The organism is Caballeronia glebae (assembly GCF_001545035.1).
In the GTDB taxonomy this organism is placed as follows: domain Bacteria; phylum Pseudomonadota; class Gammaproteobacteria; order Burkholderiales; family Burkholderiaceae; genus Caballeronia; species Caballeronia glebae.
Genome location: NZ_FCOJ02000004.1, coordinates 166,434 through 186,653, shown reverse-complemented (window position 1 = coordinate 186,653; position 20,220 = coordinate 166,434). Strand labels below are relative to the sequence as shown.

Below are 20,220 nucleotides of genomic sequence, written 5' to 3'. Positions count from 1 at the left end.
GCGCCGCGCCTCCGCACAAGCCCGTATTTCAAGGCTCTGCGCGATTATTCGCCGAAATCGATAAATCTATTCGCCGATACGGCATTTATCCGCAGTTATCGCGCGGCTACATTCACTCCCAGCGCAGCACGCTCAACGCGAATGCAATCCGCATTTGCCCGAACGCTGCATCGGAATGAAAGGAGTCGCAAGCATGAAACAGCTCATCACGGGGTTTTCTCTCGCAGCCATTTCCGCCGTCGTTACGACGACCGCTTTCGCCGAGGGCGGACAAGGCATCGGTCACGCGGGCACGTATCAGGTTCAGACGCTAACGCAAACCAACGCGAGCGAGACGCCGAAGACACGAGCGCAAGTGCGTGCCGAACTCGTCGCCGCCTATTCGAACGGCTCGTTGCCGGCATTGAATCGCAACACGTATCCGGACCGCAGCATGTGGGGCGACGCCGTCGCCGCGCAAAGCGACCAGCGCGCACGCAATGCGGCGCAAGCGGAAGCGCGTAACCGCGAGATCGTCGAGTATGCCAATGGCTCGGCGACGCAAGGCAACGTGATCGCGCGTTGATTACGCGATCCACAGAAGATTCAAGAGGTCATCATGTTTGAAAACACGTCGCTCGATCAGTTCTCGCTTCTCGACGAACTTCCTTCGCTCACGCCGGTATGGCATCCGTTCACTCAGCACGTGGCGCATAACTCGACGGTCGCTAAAGAGACGCAGCAGGACAGCACCGAACGCTCGCATTGAGCGTGATATGAAGGCGCGGACGAATGCCCGCGCCTTTTTTCTTCAACTCAACCGCACGCGCCGATTTCGCCGCATGCCGTGCAGAAGTCGCAGCCGTCCTTGCGAATCACCGCATTGGCGCCGCATGTCGCGCATTTAACGCCGTGCATCAGGGGAAGGCTATGTGGATCGATTTCGCCTTGCGCGGCACCCTCGGATATTTCATCGCGTTCATCGGCTACAGCTACCGGATGCGGCGCGCTATCGGCGCCCTTGCGCGCAAGCACGCGCGACGGTACCTGGTTGCCTTCTGCATCGAGAAAACCGCGTCGATAAAGAATCTGCTGGATCGCATAAGCTAGCGCGGCCACTTCCGAATCGTGCCAGCGCGGACTGCGGTGTCCATCGAGCCGTTCGACATCGCCGAGACGCACTTGTCCCCGATCCCACGACACCTTGCGCATGTCCTGAAGCGTGCGCGCCGCGAAGCCGCCGCGTGCAGCCAGCGAGATCGAGCGCATCGTCGCCGTGATCCATTGCTGTGATTCGTCGCGCTGCCCCGTGGGAATAAAGAACTCGATAGGCCGTTCGATCGTCACGTCCTCGCCCGCGATACGTCCCGTCACTTCAATGAACGACACCGCGAGATAAAGCGACTTCTTCCCCGCCTGCGTCAGATATTCGACCTTCTCGATGATCGCGGGCAACGCGCCTCTCGGCCGATGATCGATCGCGATGCGCAGCGGATCGAGATCGAGCTCGGGGTCGGGCGAGTCGCTCGGCGTTTGCGCGGGCGTAACGGACAGCACCGCGCCCAAGGTCTCGTTCGGGCGATACGTCGCAAGCCCTTTCAAGCCGCGCCGCCATGCTTCGAAATAGAGGTCCTGGAACTTGTCGAACGGATAATCGGCGGGCACGTTCACGGTCTTCGAGATCGACGTATCGACGAAGGGCTGCACCGCCGCCATCATTTCCATGTGATCGTGCGCGGACATTTCCAGCGCGCTCACGAAGTACTCGGGCAACGCGTTCACATCGCCGCCCATCTCACGATAGAGCCGATACGCGTGATCTTCGACAGCGAAGGTCTGACGCGAGCCGTCCGCCATGCGCTTGGTGCGCTGATATGTCCACGAGAACGCAGGCTCGACGCCATTCGATGCGTTGTCCGCGAACGCGAGACTCACGGTTCCCGTCGGCGCAATGGAGAGCAGATGACTATTGCGGATGCCGTGCTCGCGGATCGCGCTCTTGATGTCATCCGGCAAGCGCGAGGCGAACGTGCCCTCTTCCAGATAACCCTTTGCATCGAAGAGCGGAAACTTGCCGCGCTCGTTCGCTAGCTCGACAGAAGCGCGATACGCTTCATCGCGCATCGTGCGGGCGACGCGCGCGGCGAAGTCGCGCCCTTCCTGCACGTCGTAACGCAGCCCGAGCATCACGAGCGCATCGCCCAGGCCCGTGAAGCCCACGCCGATGCGCCGCTTGGCCGCCGCTTCGCGCGCCTGTTCTTCGAGCGGCCAGAGCGTGACGTCGAGCACATCGTCGAGGAATCGCACTTGCGTGCGCGTGGTGCGCGCGAGGCCGACCCAGTCGAACGAAGGCGCGCCGCCACGCATCTGCGCGAACGGGTCGCGCACGAAGCGCGTGAGATTGAGCGGGCCGAGATTGCAGCAACCGTATGCGGGTAGCGGCTGCTCGCCGCATGGATTGGTGGCGCGGATCGCTTCGATAGCGCGCAGGTTGTTGTCATCGTTCATGCGCGACATGAACACGACGCCCGGCTCCGCGACATCGTAGGTCGAGCGCATGATCGTGTTCCACACTTCGCGTGCCCGCACCTCGCGATAGACCCACAAGCCGTCGTCGCGCTGATGGATGTCTCCCGCTGCGCGTTGCGCGGGCGATGGCTCGGCTTTGTGCACGAGTTGCCACTGCGCGTCATCGGCGACGGCCTGCATGAACTCGTCGGTCACGGCGACCGATACGTTGAAATTGTTCCAGCGCCCTTTCGTATGTTTCGCCGCGATGAATTCGAGCAGATCGGGATGCGAGCAATCGAGAATGCCCATCTGCGCACCGCGCCGCGCGCCGGCGCTTTCGACCGTGCGGCACGAAGCGTCGAACACATCCATGTAGCTGCACGGTCCCGATGCAGCCGATCCCGTGGAATGCACGCGCGCGCCTCGCGGACGGATCGCGGAAAAGTTATAGCCGACGCCGCCACCGCGACGCATCGTCTCGGCCGACTGCAACAGCGCCACGTAGATGCCCGGCAAACCGTTGCTGTCGACGCCTTGTATCGCGTCGCCGACCGGCTGCACGAAACAGTTGATGAGCGTCGCGTCGATGCCCGCGCCCGCAGCGCTCATGATGCGACCCGCGCCGAGCGCGCCGCGCTTGAAGTTATCGACGAACTCCGCTTCGATCTTCGCGCGCGTTTCTTTCGGCTCGGCCTGCGCGACACCGCGCGCCACACGGCGATAAATATCGTCGACGCGGGCCTCGTCGCCCTTGGCATATTTTTCGAGCATCACGTCGATGGAGAACTGCTGCGGTGCGATAGCGGTGCTGGGATTGTCTTCAGCCATGTCGGAGATCCTTTGATTGCTGAGCCTCGCGCGCGATTGACCGATGGGGTCGGAATCCTGCTCTTGCGCGAAAGGTTGAACTGCCGCAAAGGCAATGCCCGACGATAGCGCGATTTCTCCCCGCTCGCCATCGACCCGTTAAACTCGCCTGATCGAAACCAGAACAATCAGCCGACCATTCGCATGAACACGCGTCATCCGCCGCTCTTCGGCATTTCGGGCCGCTCGGGCCAGGGCAAGACCACGTTGATCGAAGCGCTTCTGCCGTGGCTGCGCGCACGCGGCATCACCGTCAACGTCATCAAGCATAGTCATCACTCGATCGAGTTCGAGCCGCCGGGCAAGGACAGTGCGCGCTTTCGTCGCGCGGGCGCGGGAGAAGTGCTGATCACATCGCCATTCCGTTATGCGATCGTGCGTGAGTTGAACGGCGACGCGGAGCCGCCGCTAAGCGAATTGGCCGCGCGGCTATCGGACGCGGATCTCGTGATCGTTGAAGGATTCGCGCGCGAACCGATGCCACGGCTCGAAGTCGTGCGGCCTTCGGCGGGCCTCGATCCGCTCTATAAGACCGACGTGGAGATAGTTGCAATTGCAACCAACGATGCCGCCGCGATCGAGTCGACCTTGCCGATGCTCGATCTGAACGACATCGCAAGCATCGGCGCGTTCATCTGCGAGCGCATGGGCATCGCACTGAACGATCAGCTCGCGGCGAGGCCGTGACGCGCCATCGCCAGCGCTTCGTGCAACACGTCGCTGTCGCCGATGTGATTCGCGAGCAGCAACACGAGCTTCGCGTTGAGCATCTGGCTGGCTTCGTCGGAGAGGCCATCGTGCGTATTGATGAGGCGCTCGTAGAACGCATCGTGATCCGCGATATTCAGTTCGAGATTGAGCTTCATACGATTCGTCATCCGTTGCAGGTTGCACGCTTGAGCGCCGCCGTCACCGATGCGGCGTCGAAGGCGCGCCAGCGCGCGCACACGTGTTGATCGGGACGCAGCAGATAGAACGTGCCGGGCCGCGCATCGAAGCGATGGGCGACCATGCCTTCCACGTCCTCCACCACCGTTACGCCGGGCACCGTGCACATCATGCCTCTGGGCACGACGATCAGCGCGCGCACCGGCAGTGACCCGTTCGACAAGCCAGCCAGACTTTGCGCGCAGACTTCGGGGCCATGCCCCAGCCCGCAGAAATAGATGCCCGTGAACGCGCCTCCGTGCGTCTGCGGCAAGAGCCACGCATCACGGTCATCGACGCGCACGGGCGCATCGACGCATGGCGCGCCGGGAAGCATCGCGCTGTTGAAGACATCGCCTTCCTTGTCGGGCGTATTGAGCGTCGAATCGCGCAGCACCGCGGGCACCGAAAGCCGTCCGCTGTTCGCCATGCGCCGCGCGAACGCGCAATCCTTCGCGAGATTGAGCGTCGCATCGCGAAAGAGCCGTGAAACCGCGCTCTTTGGCGTGATGAAGTCGGTGGCGCGCGTCGAGTTGAGGATGTTTTCATCGGCGGCGTATTCGCGCTCGGACGCGTAGGTGTCCAGCAGCGTGTGCGGCGCATCGCCGTTCACGACGAGCTTCAGCTTCCACGCGAGATTGTCCGCGTCCTGCACGCCGCTATTCGCGCCGCGCGCGCCGAACGGCGACACGCCATGCGCGCAATCGCCCGCGAAAATGACGCGCCCGTGCCTGAAGTCATCCATGCGCAGACACGAGAACGTGTAGACGCTCACCCATTCCAGCTCGAATTCCGCGTCTTCGCCGAGCAACGCCTTCACACGCGGAATCACGCGCTCGGGCTGTTTTTCCGCGACCGGGTCCGCGTCCCAGCCGAGCTGAAAATCGATGCGCCACACATTGTCCGGCTGACGATGCAGCAGCACCGACTGATTGCGATGGAACGGCGGATCGAACCAGAACCAGCGTTCGGTTGGAAACGGCGCCTTCATCTTCACGTCGGCGATCAGGAAGCGGTCCTTGAACGTGCGGCCGTGACTGTCGAGACCGAGAAGCTTGCGCATGGCGCTGCGAGATCCGTCGGCGGCCACCACGTATTGCGCCTTGAGCGGATACACGCCATCGGGCGTTTCGACCTGTAACTCGACGTGATCTTCATGCTGCGTCACGCCGATCACATTGCTCTTCCAGCGCATCTGCAGTGGCTCCAGTTGCTTCGCGCGTTCGGCGAGAAAGCCTTCGACGTAGTACTGCTGCAAGTTGATGAACGCGGGCCGCGAGTGCCCTGTTTCCGGCAGCAGATTGAACGTGTAGACGAGATCTTCCTGCAGAAACACCTTGCCGACATTCCAGCTCACGCCCTTCTCGATCATCCTGTCGCCGCAGCCGAGGCGATCGAAAATTTCCAGCGTGCGCTTGGCGAAGCAGATCGCGCGCGAGCCGGTCGACACGGTGTCGTCGTTGTCGAGCAGCACGGTGCGCACGCCCTGCTGCGCGAGATCGATGGCCGTGGCCAGCCCGACCGGACCTGCGCCGACTATGGCAACGGGATAAGGCGATGACGCGGGCGCATCGTGATCGGGCGCGCGCTCATATTCGAAACGCAGACTGGCGTAATTCACGGACATTCGATCGTCTCCATCGTCGAGCTTTTCTCGTCTTCGCAAGACGTCTGGCTCGGTGCAATCACTTCATTGGTGGTTATCTGTTCATCATTGTACAAGTGGTTTTATAATGTTGAATCTACGTTTACCCGTATCCAGACGCGGGAACGCCCGCGTTTACATCCGCTTACATCCACTTACAAGCGCGTGCGACGGTTCTCCGGCGAAACGAACGTTCAAAGGATACGGCGGCCGAATGCCGTGAAATCCCATATGAACATTAGAGGACGAAAACGTATGAAAGCGAAGGCTTCACTGATGCTGGTCAGCGCGATGACCGCGGGCGTGCTGTTGTCGGGTTGCGTCGTCGAACCCGCGCGGCCGCCGCAGCCCGCGCCCGTGGCGGAAGTCATGCCGCCGCCGCCCGCGACGGGGTATCGCTGGGTGAAGGGGCGCTATCGATGGGAAGGCAACCACTGGCAGTGGGTGCCGGGACACTGGCGGCCGGTCTGAGCGCGAGGCTTCGATTCGCTCAGACGGAGACGAAGCCGAGCATCTTCGATACGCGTTGCGCGCACGCGTGCAGCGCCATTGCGATGTCGCCGTTCCACGCGCCGTCGAACGACCCACTCGGGCCGATCGCCGTGATCGCGAGCACGATATTGCGCGTGTGATCGAACACCGGCGCGCTCAATGCGCCGATGCCGGCGACGGGTTCGTCGATGGCTCGCGCGATACCGTGCTCGCGCACTTCGGCGAGCATCGCGTCGATCTGCCCGCGCGTGTAATCCCGACGTTGGGCGCCGACTTGCAACGCGCCCGCGCGCTCGATTGCGACGAGCGCATCGACGGTCATCGGCGGCAGGTAGGCGGCGAACGCGCGGCCTGTCGCGGTCTGCAGCAGCGACATTACCGTGCCCGTGCGCATTGTCACGTGAATGGGCACGCTCGCCTGCTGAATGTGAACGATGGTCGGCCCATAGCTGCCCGCGCTCGCGAGCGCGACCGTATGCTCGATACGCGGCATCATCTTCGCTACTTCCGCGATCGCGAGGCGCACCGGATCGACGCGCTGCAAACTGATCAGACCCATCTGCAACGCGAACGGCCCGAGTTCATAGCGGCCCGTCGCCGGGTCTTGCTGAATCAAGCCGAGATTGCCATACGACACGAGATACGGATGCGCCTTCGCCGACGGCATGCCGGCCTTCTTCGCGAGATCGCCGAGGAGCATCGGGCCGCCATGATCCACGAGCGCGCGCAGGAGCGCTCCGCCTACTTCGATCGATTGAATGCCGCGGCGCACTGCGCTCATGTCTGACCTTGTGTTGTTATCGACGATGCGCGCGATGATAACCGCAGTCGTGCGCGTATCGTCATACTTCGGGGTTCAGGCGTTCGATGAGTTCGCGATGTTGCGGATAGCGCGCTTCGAGCGTGCCCGGCGCGGCGAGTTCGAACTCGCTGAACTCAAAGCCCGGCGCGACCGTGCAACCGACGAGCGCCGCGCCCTGTGCATCGTGGCATTCGGCCGCGAACCAGTTGCCCGCTTCGACGACGGCCTGAAACACCGTATCCGCGTGATCGAGCGCGTTGCCGAGCCGATGCGTGACGAGCGATCCGTTCGCGTCGAGCACATGCACGTCGATCGGGTCGCCTGCATAGAAGTGCCAGAGCTCATCGGAACGAATGCGATGCCATGCCGAATGCGCGCCATCGCAAAGCAGAAAATAAATCGCGGTGGATGCCGAGCGCGCATCGCCTTCGTTTTCGCGCACGACGTTGCCGCGCGCGCGATACGTCTCGCGGAAGAATCCGCCTTCGGGATGCGGTTCGAGTTTCAGACGCTGGATCAATTCGCGGCTGTCGATGCGTTCGCGATGCATGTCGTTCCTTTGGCAGAGCGGTTGCGGTTCGCGTATTCTGCATCGGATTGCTCGTGTCGCCATGCCTCATCAACGATCGACGAATGCCATGACTCTTTCCTCTTCCTTGCTGAACGCCTTCGCGCCGACAGGCACGTTGCGCGCATCGATCAATCTCGGCAATCCGATCCTCGCGCATCGCATAAGTACCGGCATCAGCACCGGCACTGACAGCGGCGAGCCGGGCGGCGTATCGGTGGACATCGCACGCGAGCTTGCATCGCGGCTCGGCGTGCCGGTCGCCTTCACGTCGTTCGACCGCGCCGCCGAGTCCGTCGAAGCCGTCACGAACGAAAACGCGGACATCGGCTTCTTCGCGATCGATCCGCTGCGCGGCGCGGGCATCGCGTTCACCGCGCCGTATGTGCTGATCGAAGGCTGTTACCTCGTGCGCGATGCATCGCCGCTCACGCGCAACGAGGATGTCGATCGCGAAGGCAATCGCATCATGGTCGGTAAGGGCAGCGCCTACGATCTCTTCCTCACGCGCGAAATCAAACATGCGCAAATCGTGCGCACGGAGTCGTCGCAGGCCGTGGTCGAAGCCTTCGTGCGCGACAACCTCGAAGTCGCGGCGGGCGTGAAGCAGCAACTCGAATCCGATGCGGCGCGCACGTCCGGATTGCGCCTGCTCGACGGACGCTTCATGGTGATCCAGCAGGCGATGGGTTTGCCGAAGCGTCGGGGCGACGAAGCCGCGCGTCATCTGCGTGAGTTCGTGGAGGACGTGAAGCGCTCGGGCTTCGTCGCGGATGCGCTCGCGCGGCACGGCATCAAGGGGGCATCGGTTGCCCCCGCCGCATAGAACCAGGCCACTTCGCGATGCCCGCCGTCGTCACGCTCGCCGTCACCGACTGGATCGACGCGAGCTTCGAGCGCGACGTCGCGGGCGGGCTTGCCGCGTTCAACCGCGCGCAACTCGGCCCGAGCCATCAACGCGATCTTGTGGTTTCTCTCTATCGCGATGACGACTTCGTCGGCGGCCTCGCGGGGTACACCGCGTGGGACTGGCTCTTCGTGAAATGGCTGTGGATTCGCGAGGACGCGCGCGGCGCCGGACTCGCCGCACGCGCCCTGGAAGCCGCCGAGAACGAGGCAAGAAAACGCGGATGCCGCGCCGCGTGGCTCGATACGGTCAATCCCGCTGCGCGCGCCCTCTATGCGCGTTGCGGCTACGCGTCCTTCGGCGAACTCGCCGAGTTTCACGCGGGCCAGCCGCGCTACTTCATGCAAAAGCGGTTCTAGTCATTTGGCGTTTTGCATTACGCATGCATTGAACCATCTTGCATTGAGAATTTTGCATTACGCATGCGATTTCAGCCGCTCCGCGACGCGCGCGGTGATCGCGCCGCGCGCCGCCAGCGAAGGCGCGCAACGCTCGCGCACATCCGTCACGACCGCGGCGGGCGCGCGTTCCGGATCGCCCGAATCGAACGGCGGCGCGGGCGCGTATTCCATCTGCAACTGGATCGCCTGCGCCTCGTGTTCCCCAACGAGTTCCGCCGCGAGCGTCAGCGCGAAGTCGATGCCCGCCGTGATGCCGCCGCCCGTGAACAGATTGCCGTCGCGCACCACGCGTTCACGGACCGGAATCGCGCCTAGTTCCGCGAGCAGATCGTGATACGCCCAGTGCGTCGTCGCGCGCTTGCCGCGCAACAGGCCCGCCGCGCCGAGCACGAGCGAGCCGGTACAAACCGAGGTCACGTAACGCGCGGCCGCCGCCTGTTGACGGAGGAACGCGAGCGTTTCCTCGTCCTCCATCAGATCGCCGACGCCCGAGCCGCCCGGCACGCAGAGCACGTCGAGCGCGGGGCAATCGGCGTAGGTCGCGTCGGGCGTCAGGATCATGCCGGCGCTCGATCTCACGGGCTCGCGCGTCTTCCAGACGAGATGCACCTTCGTGTCGGCCATGTGCGCGAACACGTCGTAGGGGCCGGTCAAGTCGAGTTGCTGCACGCGCGGGAACAACAACAGGCCGATATGTAGCGTCATCGTCTTCTCCTGGTTCGATGGTGTTGGCAGTGGACGAATCGATGCTACGCCGCTACGCTATGGCGAAATCGACATACAACCCACGTTTTACGCCAATCGCGCTCTTGTGAGGCTGCCATGCAGACCGACGTCGCCCGCATCGTCGACGTGCTCGCCTTTCCCGACGTCCAGTTGCTCGACGTCGCCGGCCCGTTGCAGGTCTTCGCGGCCGCGAACGAACTGGCGGTCGCGGCGGGCTTGCCGCGGCCGTATCGCCCGCGCGTCGTCTCGCGAGGCGGCACGGTGAACGCATCGGCGGGACTAGGACTCGTCGGCGAAGCGTTGCCCGACGCGAGCGAAGCGTGCGACACGCTCATCGTCGCGGGCGGCTGGGGCGTTCATCAAGCGGTGCATGACCGCGAACTGGTCGATTGGGTGCGCGAGCGCTCGGCCCGCGCGCGGCGCACGGCGTCCGTCTGCACGGGCGCGTTTCTACTCGCCGCCGCCGGCCTGCTGAACGAACGCCGCGCCGTGACGCACTGGACGCGCTGCGCGGAACTCGCCACTCGCTTCCCGACGATTAACGTGGATCCCGATCCGATCTTCATCCGCGATGGCGACGTATGGACGTCCGCGGGCGTCACGGCGGGCATCGATCTGTCGCTCGCCCTCGTCGAGGACGATCTCGGCCGCGCGCTCGCGCTCGATGTCGCGCGCCATCTGGTCGTATTCCTCAAGCGTCCCGGCGGCCAGGCGCAGTTCAGCGCGGCGCTGTCGCTGCAGAAATCCGGCGAACGCTTCGGCGAACTGCATGCGTGGATCGCGGAGAATCTCGCGGCGGATCTGTCGGTCGGCATTCTCGCCGCGCGCGTCGGCATGAGCGAACGCAGCTTCGTGCGCCATTACCGCGCGCAAACCGGCACGACGCCCGCGCGCTCGATCGAACGCATGCGGCTCGAAGCCGCGCGCCGTTTGCTCGGCGATACCACGCTCCCGGTGAAGCGGGTCGCCGCGCGCTGCGGGTTCGGCACCGAGGAAACGATGCGACGCGGTTTCCTGCGTTCGCTCGGCGTATCGCCGCAGGCTTATCGCGAGAGATTTACCGGTCACGAAGCCGCCGAAACCACGCATCCGGCATGAATGCCCGCATGCGGGCGGCGCGCGCAGCTTTTTTTGTTCCGCCTACTCAAGCCTGTAAGCTGCCTGCCGTTACCCCATTTAGAGCGCTTGCTTGAGACGCGCGCCGCGGACGGCGTGCGCGCGCAGTTGCTGAACGAGACCCGCCCGAGGTGGCGGCAATATGGCCTGGAGCGCCGATGAGTGTGTTTCCCGCGAACGACGCGCAGGTTGCCCGCGCAACCGCGGTCGAAGCTGCAACCGTGGCGGCGACCGACGAGAAGATTTTCGCGAGCGTCGCGTCATCGCTCGACGCGTTGCTGCGCGAGGCCGCCGCGATGGGTTGCCCGCAACAGTGGGCGTGGTATCGCGCGGGCGAGCAGTTGCATCTGGAGCGGCGCGGCGATGCACCGCTCTGCCACGCGCAGGAATGGCCGCATAGCATCGCCGAGGAACGGCTCGCGGATGAGTGCATCGCGCACGGCTGGCATTGCTGGCCGACCGGACACGGCGAGAGTGTGCTCGGCTGGCTGCTCGCGCCGGTCGCGCATCGCGACGACGCGCATCTCGCCGAACTCGCGCGCACGCTCGGCGAACGCGTGCAGGCCGATGCCCTCGCACGCGCGCAACTCACGCAGCGCGTGCTCTATGAAATCGCCTATCTCGCGAGCTCGGTGCCCGAACGCGCCGACTTTCTGCGCGGCGTGCATGAGCGGCTCGGCACGCTCATCGACGCGGAGAACTTCTATCTCGCGCTCTACGATCGCAAGACGGGCAAGATCACGTATCCGTATTACGTCGATGTTATCGATACCGATGTCGTCGCGGCGGAGAACTACGACATCCTGAATCCGGCACGCCTTTCGATGACCGGCCGGGTGCTCACGAGCGCGCAGCCGCTTTTCATCACCGCCGCCGATATCTGCGCGGCCGAGAGCGCGGGCCGCTTCTATTGCATCGGCGATCGTCCCGAGTTCTGGATGGGCGCGCCGCTCAAGAATGCGAGCGACGAAGTGTTCGGCATGCTCGCGATGCAAGTCTATGACGTGTCGCGTATTTACACCGCCGAGGATCGCGCGCTCTTTCTCGTCGTCGCGCGCCACGTGGCAATGGCGCTCGACCGTATCCTGCACCGCGCCGATCTCGAAGAGCAGGTCGCGCGGCGCACGTCGGAGTTATCGAAGCTCAACGCGGCGCTGCGTCACGGCATCGCGGAGCGCGAGCGGTCAGAGCATTTGCAAGCTGCGCTCTACCAGATCGCAGAATTGTCGAGCCGGCCCGGCGACATGATGGAGTTCCTGCGCAGCCTGCACGGAATCGTCGGCGAACTGCTTTACGCACGCAACTTCTATATCGCACTCTTCGAAACGGAGACGGGCGAAGTGTCGTTCCCGTATTACGTCGATGAGATCGTGCAGGAGCGCCCCGCGCCGCGCCGTGGACAACGCGGCCTCACCGAATTCGTGATCCGCGAGCGGCGCGCGCGGCTCATCGATCATTCGGAAGCGTTGCGTCTCATCGAAGAAGGCGCGTTCGAAATCGAGCATAGCGAAGTGCACCTGCGTTCGTGGCTCGGCATTCCGCTCTTCGATGGCGATGTCGTGCGCGGCGTCCTCGCCGTGCAAAGTTATTCGCCGCTCGTGCGCTATTCGCTGCGCGATCAGGAGTTGCTGACCTTCGTGTCGAGGCATATCGATACGGCGCTCTCGCGTCGTCGCAATGCCGAAGCGCTGCACGCCGCGAACCTCGAACTCGAAGCGCGGGTGCAGGCACGCACGCGCGAACTCGACGACGTCAATGCGCGCCTGCTCTACGAGAACTCGCACGACTCGTTGACAGGCCTGCCGAATCGAAGCCATCTGATGCACAAGCTGCGCTGCGCATGGCGCGGCTACCAGACGCGCGGCGATCAGCTCTCGGTGATGTTCATCGACCTCGATCGCTTCAAGGTCGTGAACGACAGTCTCGGTCATCACTTCGGCGACATGCTGCTGGTTCAGGCCGCTGCGCGTTTGCGCGACTGTCTGCGCTCGACGGATCTACTCGCGCGCCTCGGTGGCGATGAATTCGCCGTGCTCTCGCCGAACGCGCACACGCGCGATGCGGTATCGATCGCAAAGCGCATTCTCGCCGCGTTCGATCTGCCGTTTCATATCGAAGAGCATGTCGTGTTTTCATCGTGCAGCATAGGCATCGTCAGCGCGGATAGCCAGTTTCACACGGAGCCCGCCGATCTTTTGCGCGACGCCGATACCGCGATGTATCGCGTGAAAAACGCGGGACGCGACAGCTTCGTCGTGTTCAATCAGGAACTGCGACGCCAGGTGTCGGATCAGGTGGAACGCGAAGGCGCGCTGCGCAACGCGATCAAGCGCGACGACGAACTGCTGCCCTACTTCCAGCCAATCGTCGATGTAAAGAGCGGTGAAATCGTCGCGCTCGAAGCATTGATTCGCTGGCATCAACCCGATGGCCACATCGTCGGGCCGGGTGAATTTCTTCCGTCCGTCGAAGGGTTGAGGCTTATCGGCAGGCTCGATCTTTACATGCTGGAGCGCGTCGCCGCGATTCTCTCGAATGCGCACTTCGCGCATTGGCCGCCGGTGCATGTGAACTGCTCAAGCTATAGCATGACGCGCCCGGAATTCGCCGATGACGTGCTGGCGCTATTGCGGCGCTATCGTGTTTCTCCGTCGCGCGTGTGTCTGGAGCTGACCGAGGGCGCGCTCGTCGCCGAACCCGATCTGGCGCGGCGCACGATGCAGCGGCTGGCGGACAACGGCATGTCCGTCGTGCTCGACGATTTCGGCGCGGGCTTTTCGTCGCTCAGTTACGTGCATCAGTATCAGTTCACGGGCCTCAAGATCGACAAGTCGTTCATTCTCGAACTGACCGAAAGCCCGCGCAGCCGCGCGATCGTACGCGCGATCGTGCGCATGGCCGAATCGCTCGATCTGACGCTCGTCGCGGAAGGCGTAGAAGATGTCGCGACGCTCGCCGTGCTGCGCGACATGGGCGCGGCGCAGGCGCAGGGCTATTTCTTCGATAAGCCGCTACCGCTCGAAGCGCTTACACGCACGTCGCTCGCGCCGCGTTTGTCCACGGCGAGCGCGTCGTTATAAGCGCGATGGATCAAGGCATGCCGCCCAGCGACGGCGAAATGATGCTGCCCGGCTCGCCCTTCGGCTCACCGCTTTCATCGAAAGCGGCGCGCGTCGAAACCGGCGCGTGGTTCTTCGCGCACGTTTCCTCCGAGTCGTTGCGGAGGCATTGCTGAAAGCCGTCGGCGGTGGCCTTGGCATCGAAGCTATAGATGGTGTCGCCGACCTTGATTTCGGTATCGGAGATGCGGTCCGCTGCAATAGTCATGTTGCGTCTTGCCTCGCTCTTTTCGTTGAATCGTATCGATCTCCCAGCATCAACCGATCCCGGCGACGGGTACGCGCGTTGCTGATTCGTAAGCGTTATCGTCGAATCGAAAAAGGAGGCAGATATGGCACAGCATCCCGCGCATTCGCAGAATCACCGGCATCCGGACGAGCCGCAGATGGAAGAAATCGCACGCGCACTGAAGGGCGCCGAGTATCCGATGCGCAAGGAAAAACTTTTGACGCTGGCGAAAAGCAATGGCGCGGACGGCGAAGTTATCGCCGTGCTCAACAAGATAAGCGATCGCAACTTCGACAGCGCGGACGCAGTGCTGCGCGACGCGACGCGTGCCGAATGATCGCCTATCAGTTTTACCGCGATGCGGCATTCAACCGGCTCTCATCGCGCCTTCTATCTTCCCGATAAGCTCATGCGATGAGGAAAATGTAATGGTCGAAAAACCGGTTGCTCCCGACACGCGCAACAAACCGCGCACACCGGGAGGCAATAACCTGAGCAATATCGACCCTGCGGACGCAGACAGGGTTATCCCTCGGCCGGGCGAGGCGACGGAAACCGATCTGGCCCACGAACCTGACAAAGTCGGCACGACGCCTGACGATTCGGGAAATCGCGCCAGGCCGCTATAAATAAATTAAATGAACGCCAGTGCAATTTCCAATCGTGCAGTACGCATTTCGCGCTAGGATTAAAAGTGCGTCGGTCTGGGGTGCGCGGATCTGCACGGCGCTTGCAGCAGAAGAACCGCGCAATGGCCCGGCATTTGTCTGGCCAATCATTGCACAAGGAGGCTCTATGAAGTGGGAAACACCGAGTTTCACCGACATGCGTTTCGGCTTTGAAATTACGATGTATATCGCGACGCGTTAAATCGGAAATGACAAAGCGGCCACTTAGAGTGGCCGTTCTGCTTTATGGACACGTTCGATCGTTGCGTCAGTCGCGACGTAGTGGTTTGGTATGTTCTTTCGCGGGATCGGAAAGATCCGCGTTCTGTGCATCGAGCCCGCCCTTGCCCGGGAGTTCCGGCTCATTGCCCGATCCATAGGGCACCTCCGCCGTCTGATGCGGATGCTGATCGAGCCGCCGGTTCTCCGGCTCAATTTCCGCCGCATTCGGGTGAGGCGCGGCATGCGGTTGCTCGTGGCGCTTCTCTTCGCTCTCGCTCATCGTGAATCTCCTTTCGATCGGGCGTCGAAGTTCATTCAGCAACGCGCGTACCACTCATACGAAAAAGGCCCGCGATGCTTCGCGGGCCTCTGCCACCACTACTGCTGCTGCGAGAAAAATCAGATAGCTTGCGTAGCGAGCGCCGAGCCGATCACTTCATTCGCCACTGCATCCACGGCCTGCTTCACGATGCCGACGATCTCGTCCGCGTCTTCACGCGTCGTGATGAGCGGCGGCGCAAAACCGAGGATGTCGCCATGCGGCATGGCACGAGCGATCACACCGCGTTCGAGCGCCGCCGCCGATACCTTCGGCCCGACCTTCAGCGCTGCGTCGAATGGCTTGCGCGCGTCCTTGTCGGCCATGAATTCGAGCGCCGCGAGCATGCCCGCGCCGCGCACTTCACCGACGAGCGGATGCGCGTCGAATGCAGAGTGCAACTGCTGCTGGAAGTACGCGCCGACATCGGCGGCGTTCTGCGTGAGGTTTTCGCGCTCCAGAATATCGAGGTTGGCAAGCGCCGCGGCCGCGCAGATAGGATGTCCCGAATACGTCCAGCCGTGGCCCATCGGACCATGTTCCCGCGAACCTTTTTCGAGCACGTCCCACACCTTCTCGCCGACGATCACGCCCGACAGCGGCGCATATGCGCTCGTCAGGCCCTTCGCGACCGTGATGAGGTCCGGTTTGATGCCGAAGTGTTGCGCACCCATCTTCGAGCCGAGACGACCGAAGCCGCACACGACTTCATCGGAGATCAAAAGGATGTCGTGTTTCTTTAAGACGTCCTGGATAGCTTCCCAATAACCTTGCGGCGGCGCGATGATGCCACCCGTGCCCATAACAGGTTCGGCGATAAATGCGGCGATCGTGTCCGCGCCTTCTTTCGCGATCAGCTTTTCCAGTTCTTCCACGCAATACGCGGTGAATTGCGCTTCGCTCATGCCGGCCGGCGCCTTGCGATACCAGTGCGGACAAACCGTATGCTTCACGCGCTCGATCGGCAGATCGAAGTTCTGATGAAAGCTAGCCAGTCCCGTGAGACTGCCCGTCACGATGCCCGATCCGTGATAACCGCGCTCGCGCGAAATGATCTTCTTCTTGTTGGGGCGACCGAGAACATTGTTGTAATACCAGACGATCTTGATCTGCGTTTCGTTAGCGTCCGAACCCGACATGCCGTAATACACCTTCTTCATCCCTTCCGGCGACCAGTCGATGATGCGCGACGACAATTCGATGATCGTATCCGTCGAGTGACCGACATACGTGTGGTAGTACGCGAGCTTCTTGGCCTGCTCATAGATCGCTTCGGCCACTTCGGTGCGGCCATAGCCGATGTTCACGCAATAGAGGCCCGCGAATGCGTCGATATAACTTTTTCCCTGATGATCCTGAATGCGGATGCCCTTCGCGCCCGTGACGATCTTGCCGGGCAGCGCGCCGCTCGCGTGATCGTGCGCATGCGTGGACGGATGCATGAAGTGCGCGCGGTCTTCGGCAAACAGTTGTTCGAGCGATTGATTTTTCTGGGTCATGTGCTTCTCCTTGATATCCGGTAATGCGTGTATTCGAGAATGGTTCTTTCAGGCCGCGCTCGTGATCGGCAGGCCGAGATTGCCGAGGCAAAAGTATTTCGTTTCGACGAAGGGCTCGAAGCCTTCCGCGCCGCCTTCGCGTCCGAGGCCCGATGCCTTCATGCCGCCGAACGGAATCGGTGCACCGGTGAATTTCACGCCGTTGACCGACACCATTGCAAAATCGAGTCGACGCACGAGCTGGAAGATCGTGTCGATGCGCGTCGAGCAGACGTATGCGGCGAGGCCGTATTCGGTGTCGTTGGCGCGCGCGACGGCTTCGTCGAGCGTATCGAACGGGGAAATCGCGGAGATCGGCGCGAAGTTCTCTTCGTCGTAGATGCGCATGCCGGCTTTGGCATCGGCGACGACGGTCGGTTCATAAAACCATCCGCCAAGTGCATGAGCCTTCCCGCCGACCGTGATACGCGCGCCTTGCGCCTTCGCATCCTCCACGCGCGCGACGGTCGCATCGAAAGCAGCCTGATGCATGAGCGGTCCGATATCGACATGTGCTTCGAAGGCCGTTCCCACTTTCAGCGCTTTCACCGCTTCCGTATAGCGTTCGACGAATGATTCATAAAGCGGACGCGCGACCAGAATACGGTTTGCAGCGCAGCAATCTTGTCCCGAGGTCTGGAACTTGGCGCCCACTGCAACGCGCACGGCCTGTTCCAGGTTTGCGTCTTCGGTCACGATGAAAGGCGCGTTGCCGCCCAGTTCCAGTGCGAGCTTCTTGATGCCCGCCTGCGCCGCCGTTTTCGCCACAAGGCCGCCGACGCGCGTCGAGCCGGTAAAGCTGACGGCGCGCACGCGCGTATCGCTGACGAGCGCTTCCATCGCCATTTGCGGCTCGCCTATGACGACGTTGAACACGCCTGGCGGAAAGCCCGCTTCTTCGGCGAGTTGTGCGAGCGCGATCGCGGAAAACGGCGTTTCGTGCGCGGGTTTGACGACGACCGTGCAGCCCGCGGCGAGCGCGGCGGCGGCCTTGCGCGTGATCATCGCGACCGGGAAATTCCACGGCGTGATCAAGGCTGCGACGCCGACCGGCTCCATCACGGTGCCAAGATGCGCGCCGTCGATATGCGTGGGAATGGTGCGGCCCGTAAGCCGTTTCGCTTCGCTCGCGAACCATTCGACGAAACTCGCCGCATATGCAATCTCGCCTTTCGATTCGGCAAGCGGCTTGCCTTGTTCGAGCGACAGAATGCCCGCGAGGTCGGACTGATGACGCATGATGAGTTCATGCCAGCGCAAGAGCAGCGCACTGCGTTTTTGCTGCGACACCCAGCGCCACGACTGAAATGCGCGATCGGCTGCATCGACCGAGGCGACGATTTGCGCCTTATCGAGCATCGGCACGTGGCCGATAACTTTCTGATCGGCGGGATTGGTCACTGCGACCGATGCGGCGCTGTCGCTGTGAACCCAGCGGCCGTCGACATAACAAAGCGATTTGAATAGAACGGGATGGCCCAGCAACATGTTCGTCTCCTTGCTCTCTGCGTGCATTGATTTGCGTGTTCCGATGCATCCACTTTAAGGCTGTGGGCAGGATGGAGTTTTTTGTTATCGCTACGGGCGCTTGGTGTTTTTTCTGTTTTCCATGCGGTTTGCGATGGGTTTTTCGGGCTTCCGCCGGATCGCGTCAAACAACAAAAGACGAGCACATCAAACCGATTCATCCGCCCAGTCCGGCGGCCCTTCCGTGACGTTCTTCACGACTTTCGTGACGATATAGGTGAAGTACCGCTCGATGCCAAGCTCTTCCACGAGCAAGGAATCGATGAAGCGCTGATAGTGATCGATATCGCGCGACACGACGTGCAGCACGTAATCCACACCGCCACCTGTCGCATAACATTGCACGATTTCGGAAGCCGCCGCGACGCGTTCCTCGAAGCGCCGCATGTCCTGCGCGGTATGACGCGAAAGCGTCACCTCAACGACAATACGGCTGCCTTTGAAAGCAGCCGTCCAGTCGATGTCCGCGCGATAGCCCTTGATGAGCCCGCTGTCTTCGAGTTTCTTCACACGCTCCCAAGCGGGAGAGATCGACAGACTGACCTCTTCCGCGAGGCGCGATTTCGTAATGCGGCCATCCCGTGCAAGGATGCGCAGAATGGCCAGATCGTAGCGGTCGAGCTTGATCAATTACACGCTCACAGCAATGTTGCGTTCGACGATATCCGCGACCACGGCCACGGTATCGCCCATTTGCACGAGGCCCGGAAAATGCCGGGCCGCGAGCAGTCCGTCGCGCTTCGCGCGATATTCCACCGGCGCCGCCCCCGTACGCGTGATGTCGTACACGCGCGCGAGCACATCGCCCGCTTTCACCATGTCGCCTAGATCGCGGCACATTTCGAGCAGGCCCGTATGCTCGCTCGTCGTGTAACAGGAGCTATCCGGCATGTCGAGCAGCGTGGTCGTGCGCGCTTCGCCGCGCACGACTTCTTTCTCGATGATCCCCGCATACGCGAGAAAGCCGTACACGCCACGCTCCGCAATTGCAACGCTCTTGGCCGTCGACGAACCGCCGCCGCCCAGTTCCGTCGATACGAACACCTTGCCCGCTTCCTCGGCCGCGCTGTCATAGAGACCGACGCTGTCGAGTTCGAGCATGCGCATTGAATACGGCGCGCCGAATGCACGCATCGCGGCTTCGCAACGCGACTGATGCGTCGCGTCGTTCAGCACGTGAATCGCCGCGAATGGCAGGAAGTCCAGCGTGCGGCCGCCCGCGTGAATATCGAGCACGTAATCGGCGAGCGGCAGCAGATGACGCTGGAAGTAATCGGCAATCTTATCCGTCACCGTGCCATCGGGTTTGCCGGGAAAGCTGCGGTTCAGGTTGCCCGCGTCGAGCGGCGAGGTGCGCGATCCCACGCGAAACGCCGGATAGTTCATGAACGGCACGATGATCACGCGGCCGTTCACGTCGCCTGCCTTCAAGGTCGATGCAAGCTTCGCCAGCGCGATCGGCCCTTCGTACTCGTCGCCGTGATTGCCGCCCGTGAGCAGCGCGGTCGGACCGTCGCCGTGCTTGATCACAGTGACCGGAATCATCACGGCGCCCCACGCCGAATCGTTGCGCGAGTACGGCAGCTTCAGGAAGCCGTGCTGTTCGCCCTCCGCATCGAAATCGACGGTCGGGCTGATCGGTGACGCGCGCATCGTG

23 protein-coding genes are annotated in these 20,220 nt (G+C 62.4%); 11 read left to right on the top strand and 12 right to left on the bottom strand.

Annotation, left to right across the window (positions count from 1 at the left end):
- Positions 1-193 precede the first annotated feature (193 nt).
- Together AWB82_RS04625 and AWB82_RS37900 are read left to right on the top strand one after the other, a co-directional pair.
- Positions 194-565 carry a DUF4148 domain-containing protein gene (locus AWB82_RS04625; protein WP_086965968.1) on the top strand — a complete coding sequence of 124 codons (372 nt, stop codon included), beginning with the start codon at positions 194-196 and terminating at the stop codon, positions 563-565.
- Positions 566-598: 33 nt separating this feature from the next.
- Complete coding sequence (locus tag AWB82_RS37900) at positions 599-748, top strand: hypothetical protein (RefSeq protein WP_200818040.1); 150 nt, start codon at positions 599-601, stop codon at positions 746-748.
- Between the two features lie 47 nt (positions 749-795).
- On the opposite strand, the gene AWB82_RS04620 is transcribed toward AWB82_RS37900, so the two are convergent.
- Positions 796-3,318, bottom strand: coding sequence for an adenosylcobalamin-dependent ribonucleoside-diphosphate reductase (locus tag AWB82_RS04620; RefSeq protein ID WP_086965967.1), 2,523 nt, complete (start codon positions 3,316-3,318; stop codon positions 796-798).
- A 183-nt stretch (positions 3,319-3,501) separates the two neighbouring features.
- Here AWB82_RS04620 and mobB point away from each other — a divergent pair, with 183 nt between their 5' ends.
- Complete coding sequence (gene mobB, locus AWB82_RS04615) at positions 3,502-4,044, top strand: molybdopterin-guanine dinucleotide biosynthesis protein B (protein ID WP_086965966.1); 543 nt, start codon at positions 3,502-3,504, stop codon at positions 4,042-4,044.
- On the opposite strand, the gene AWB82_RS04610 is transcribed toward mobB, so the two are convergent.
- Positions 4,023-4,223 (bottom strand): DUF2783 domain-containing protein, encoded by a 201-nt coding sequence (locus tag AWB82_RS04610; protein WP_086965965.1) that lies wholly within the window; start codon positions 4,221-4,223, stop codon positions 4,023-4,025. The two genes, mobB and AWB82_RS04610, sit on opposite strands and share 22 nt — an antisense overlap.
- Before the next feature lie 8 nt (positions 4,224-4,231).
- Positions 4,232-5,911: an FAD-dependent oxidoreductase gene (locus AWB82_RS04605; protein ID WP_086965964.1), complete on the bottom strand. Its 1,680-nt coding sequence runs from the start codon at positions 5,909-5,911 to the stop codon at positions 4,232-4,234.
- Between the two features lie 273 nt (positions 5,912-6,184).
- Between AWB82_RS04605 and AWB82_RS04600 the strand changes: the two genes are divergently transcribed.
- Positions 6,185-6,400, top strand: a complete 216-nt coding sequence (locus AWB82_RS04600) for a YXWGXW repeat-containing protein (protein ID WP_086965963.1) — start codon at positions 6,185-6,187, stop codon at positions 6,398-6,400.
- A 19-nt stretch (positions 6,401-6,419) separates the two neighbouring features.
- Here the strand turns inward: AWB82_RS04600 and AWB82_RS04595 are convergent, their stop codons facing one another.
- Positions 6,420-7,202 (bottom strand): IclR family transcriptional regulator, encoded by a 783-nt coding sequence (locus tag AWB82_RS04595; protein WP_086965962.1) that lies wholly within the window; start codon positions 7,200-7,202, stop codon positions 6,420-6,422.
- Positions 7,203-7,263: 61 nt separating this feature from the next.
- A complete protein-coding gene (locus AWB82_RS04590) occupies positions 7,264-7,773 on the bottom strand; it encodes a cupin domain-containing protein (RefSeq protein ID WP_086965961.1) in 510 nt (169 codons plus the stop codon).
- Positions 7,774-7,861: 88 nt separating this feature from the next.
- On the opposite strand from AWB82_RS04590, the gene AWB82_RS04585 reads away from it, so the two are divergent.
- Positions 7,862-8,617 carry an ABC transporter substrate-binding protein gene (locus AWB82_RS04585; RefSeq protein WP_086965960.1) on the top strand — a complete coding sequence of 252 codons (756 nt, stop codon included), beginning with the start codon at positions 7,862-7,864 and terminating at the stop codon, positions 8,615-8,617.
- A gap of 17 nt (positions 8,618-8,634) precedes the next feature.
- Entirely contained in the window at positions 8,635-9,057 is a 423-nt protein-coding gene (locus AWB82_RS04580) for a GNAT family N-acetyltransferase (RefSeq protein ID WP_086965959.1), read from the top strand.
- A gap of 57 nt (positions 9,058-9,114) precedes the next feature.
- Here the strand turns inward: AWB82_RS04580 and AWB82_RS04575 are convergent, their stop codons facing one another.
- Positions 9,115-9,804 carry a DJ-1/PfpI family protein gene (locus AWB82_RS04575; RefSeq protein ID WP_086965958.1) on the bottom strand — a complete coding sequence of 230 codons (690 nt, stop codon included), beginning with the start codon at positions 9,802-9,804 and terminating at the stop codon, positions 9,115-9,117.
- A 117-nt stretch (positions 9,805-9,921) separates the two neighbouring features.
- On the opposite strand from AWB82_RS04575, the gene AWB82_RS04570 reads away from it, so the two are divergent.
- Together AWB82_RS04570 and AWB82_RS04560 are read left to right on the top strand one after the other, a co-directional pair.
- The gene (locus tag AWB82_RS04570) at positions 9,922-10,923 is read left to right on the top strand and encodes a GlxA family transcriptional regulator (protein ID WP_086965957.1); all 1,002 of its coding nucleotides are present in this window, start codon (positions 9,922-9,924) and stop codon (positions 10,921-10,923) included.
- A 176-nt stretch (positions 10,924-11,099) separates the two neighbouring features.
- Positions 11,100-14,021 carry a sensor domain-containing phosphodiesterase gene (locus AWB82_RS04560; protein ID WP_086965955.1) on the top strand — a complete coding sequence of 974 codons (2,922 nt, stop codon included), beginning with the start codon at positions 11,100-11,102 and terminating at the stop codon, positions 14,019-14,021.
- A 10-nt stretch (positions 14,022-14,031) separates the two neighbouring features.
- On the opposite strand, the gene AWB82_RS04555 is transcribed toward AWB82_RS04560, so the two are convergent.
- Positions 14,032-14,268, bottom strand: a complete 237-nt coding sequence (locus AWB82_RS04555) for a hypothetical protein (protein ID WP_086965954.1) — start codon at positions 14,266-14,268, stop codon at positions 14,032-14,034.
- 124 nt (positions 14,269-14,392) lie between these two features.
- On the opposite strand from AWB82_RS04555, the gene AWB82_RS04550 reads away from it, so the two are divergent.
- The 3 genes from AWB82_RS04550 (at position 14,393) to pqqA (ending at position 15,159) form a co-directional block, all read left to right on the top strand.
- Positions 14,393-14,626 (top strand): DUF2795 domain-containing protein, encoded by a 234-nt coding sequence (locus AWB82_RS04550; RefSeq protein ID WP_086965953.1) that lies wholly within the window; start codon positions 14,393-14,395, stop codon positions 14,624-14,626.
- Between the two features lie 91 nt (positions 14,627-14,717).
- Positions 14,718-14,918 carry a hypothetical protein gene (locus AWB82_RS36950; protein WP_143756677.1) on the top strand — a complete coding sequence of 67 codons (201 nt, stop codon included), beginning with the start codon at positions 14,718-14,720 and terminating at the stop codon, positions 14,916-14,918.
- Positions 14,919-15,084: 166 nt separating this feature from the next.
- Positions 15,085-15,159 carry a pyrroloquinoline quinone precursor peptide PqqA gene (gene pqqA / locus AWB82_RS38805; protein WP_008353049.1) on the top strand — a complete coding sequence of 25 codons (75 nt, stop codon included), beginning with the start codon at positions 15,085-15,087 and terminating at the stop codon, positions 15,157-15,159.
- A 66-nt stretch (positions 15,160-15,225) separates the two neighbouring features.
- On the opposite strand, the gene AWB82_RS04540 is transcribed toward pqqA, so the two are convergent.
- From AWB82_RS04540 to doeB, 5 genes are all read right to left on the bottom strand, one after another.
- Positions 15,226-15,459, bottom strand: coding sequence for a hypothetical protein (locus AWB82_RS04540; protein WP_200818039.1), 234 nt, complete (start codon positions 15,457-15,459; stop codon positions 15,226-15,228).
- Between the two features lie 119 nt (positions 15,460-15,578).
- Positions 15,579-16,997 carry an aspartate aminotransferase family protein gene (locus tag AWB82_RS04535; RefSeq protein WP_086965951.1) on the bottom strand — a complete coding sequence of 473 codons (1,419 nt, stop codon included), beginning with the start codon at positions 16,995-16,997 and terminating at the stop codon, positions 15,579-15,581.
- Between the two features lie 48 nt (positions 16,998-17,045).
- Entirely contained in the window at positions 17,046-18,524 is a 1,479-nt protein-coding gene (locus AWB82_RS04530) for an NAD-dependent succinate-semialdehyde dehydrogenase (protein ID WP_086965997.1), read from the bottom strand.
- 186 nt (positions 18,525-18,710) lie between these two features.
- Positions 18,711-19,190 carry an Lrp/AsnC family transcriptional regulator gene (locus AWB82_RS04525; RefSeq protein ID WP_086965996.1) on the bottom strand — a complete coding sequence of 160 codons (480 nt, stop codon included), beginning with the start codon at positions 19,188-19,190 and terminating at the stop codon, positions 18,711-18,713.
- A gap of 3 nt (positions 19,191-19,193) precedes the next feature.
- Entirely contained in the window at positions 19,194-20,216 is a 1,023-nt protein-coding gene (gene doeB / locus AWB82_RS04520) for a N(2)-acetyl-L-2,4-diaminobutanoate deacetylase DoeB (RefSeq protein WP_086965950.1), read from the bottom strand.
- Between the last annotated feature and the right edge of the window lie 4 nt (positions 20,217-20,220).

Coding starts and splice junctions, on each gene's coding strand:
- AWB82_RS04620 (WP_086965967.1), bottom strand. CDS start 3,318: ATGGCTGAAGACAATCCCAGCACCGCTATCGCACCGCAGCAGTTCTCC.
- AWB82_RS37900 (WP_200818040.1), top strand. CDS start 599: ATGTTTGAAAACACGTCGCTCGATCAGTTCTCGCTTCTCGACGAACTT.
- AWB82_RS04585 (WP_086965960.1), top strand. CDS start 7,862: ATGACTCTTTCCTCTTCCTTGCTGAACGCCTTCGCGCCGACAGGCACG.
- AWB82_RS04575 (WP_086965958.1), bottom strand. CDS start 9,804: ATGACGCTACATATCGGCCTGTTGTTGTTCCCGCGCGTGCAGCAACTC.
- AWB82_RS04580 (WP_086965959.1), top strand. CDS start 8,635: ATGCCCGCCGTCGTCACGCTCGCCGTCACCGACTGGATCGACGCGAGC.
- AWB82_RS04570 (WP_086965957.1), top strand. CDS start 9,922: ATGCAGACCGACGTCGCCCGCATCGTCGACGTGCTCGCCTTTCCCGAC.
- AWB82_RS04560 (WP_086965955.1), top strand. CDS start 11,100: ATGAGTGTGTTTCCCGCGAACGACGCGCAGGTTGCCCGCGCAACCGCG.
- AWB82_RS36950 (WP_143756677.1), top strand. CDS start 14,718: ATGGTCGAAAAACCGGTTGCTCCCGACACGCGCAACAAACCGCGCACA.
- AWB82_RS04600 (WP_086965963.1), top strand. CDS start 6,185: ATGAAAGCGAAGGCTTCACTGATGCTGGTCAGCGCGATGACCGCGGGC.
- mobB (WP_086965966.1), top strand. CDS start 3,502: ATGAACACGCGTCATCCGCCGCTCTTCGGCATTTCGGGCCGCTCGGGC.
- AWB82_RS04610 (WP_086965965.1), bottom strand. CDS start 4,223: ATGAAGCTCAATCTCGAACTGAATATCGCGGATCACGATGCGTTCTAC.
- doeB (WP_086965950.1), bottom strand. CDS start 20,216: ATGCGCGCGTCACCGATCAGCCCGACCGTCGATTTCGATGCGGAGGGC.
- AWB82_RS04595 (WP_086965962.1), bottom strand. CDS start 7,202: ATGAGCGCAGTGCGCCGCGGCATTCAATCGATCGAAGTAGGCGGAGCG.
- AWB82_RS04605 (WP_086965964.1), bottom strand. CDS start 5,911: ATGTCCGTGAATTACGCCAGTCTGCGTTTCGAATATGAGCGCGCGCCC.
- AWB82_RS04540 (WP_200818039.1), bottom strand. CDS start 15,459: ATGAGCGAGAGCGAAGAGAAGCGCCACGAGCAACCGCATGCCGCGCCT.
- AWB82_RS04625 (WP_086965968.1), top strand. CDS start 194: ATGAAACAGCTCATCACGGGGTTTTCTCTCGCAGCCATTTCCGCCGTC.
- AWB82_RS04530 (WP_086965997.1), bottom strand. CDS start 18,524: ATGTTGCTGGGCCATCCCGTTCTATTCAAATCGCTTTGTTATGTCGAC.
- AWB82_RS04535 (WP_086965951.1), bottom strand. CDS start 16,997: ATGACCCAGAAAAATCAATCGCTCGAACAACTGTTTGCCGAAGACCGC.
- AWB82_RS04590 (WP_086965961.1), bottom strand. CDS start 7,773: ATGCATCGCGAACGCATCGACAGCCGCGAATTGATCCAGCGTCTGAAA.
- AWB82_RS04550 (WP_086965953.1), top strand. CDS start 14,393: ATGGCACAGCATCCCGCGCATTCGCAGAATCACCGGCATCCGGACGAG.
- AWB82_RS04555 (WP_086965954.1), bottom strand. CDS start 14,268: ATGACTATTGCAGCGGACCGCATCTCCGATACCGAAATCAAGGTCGGC.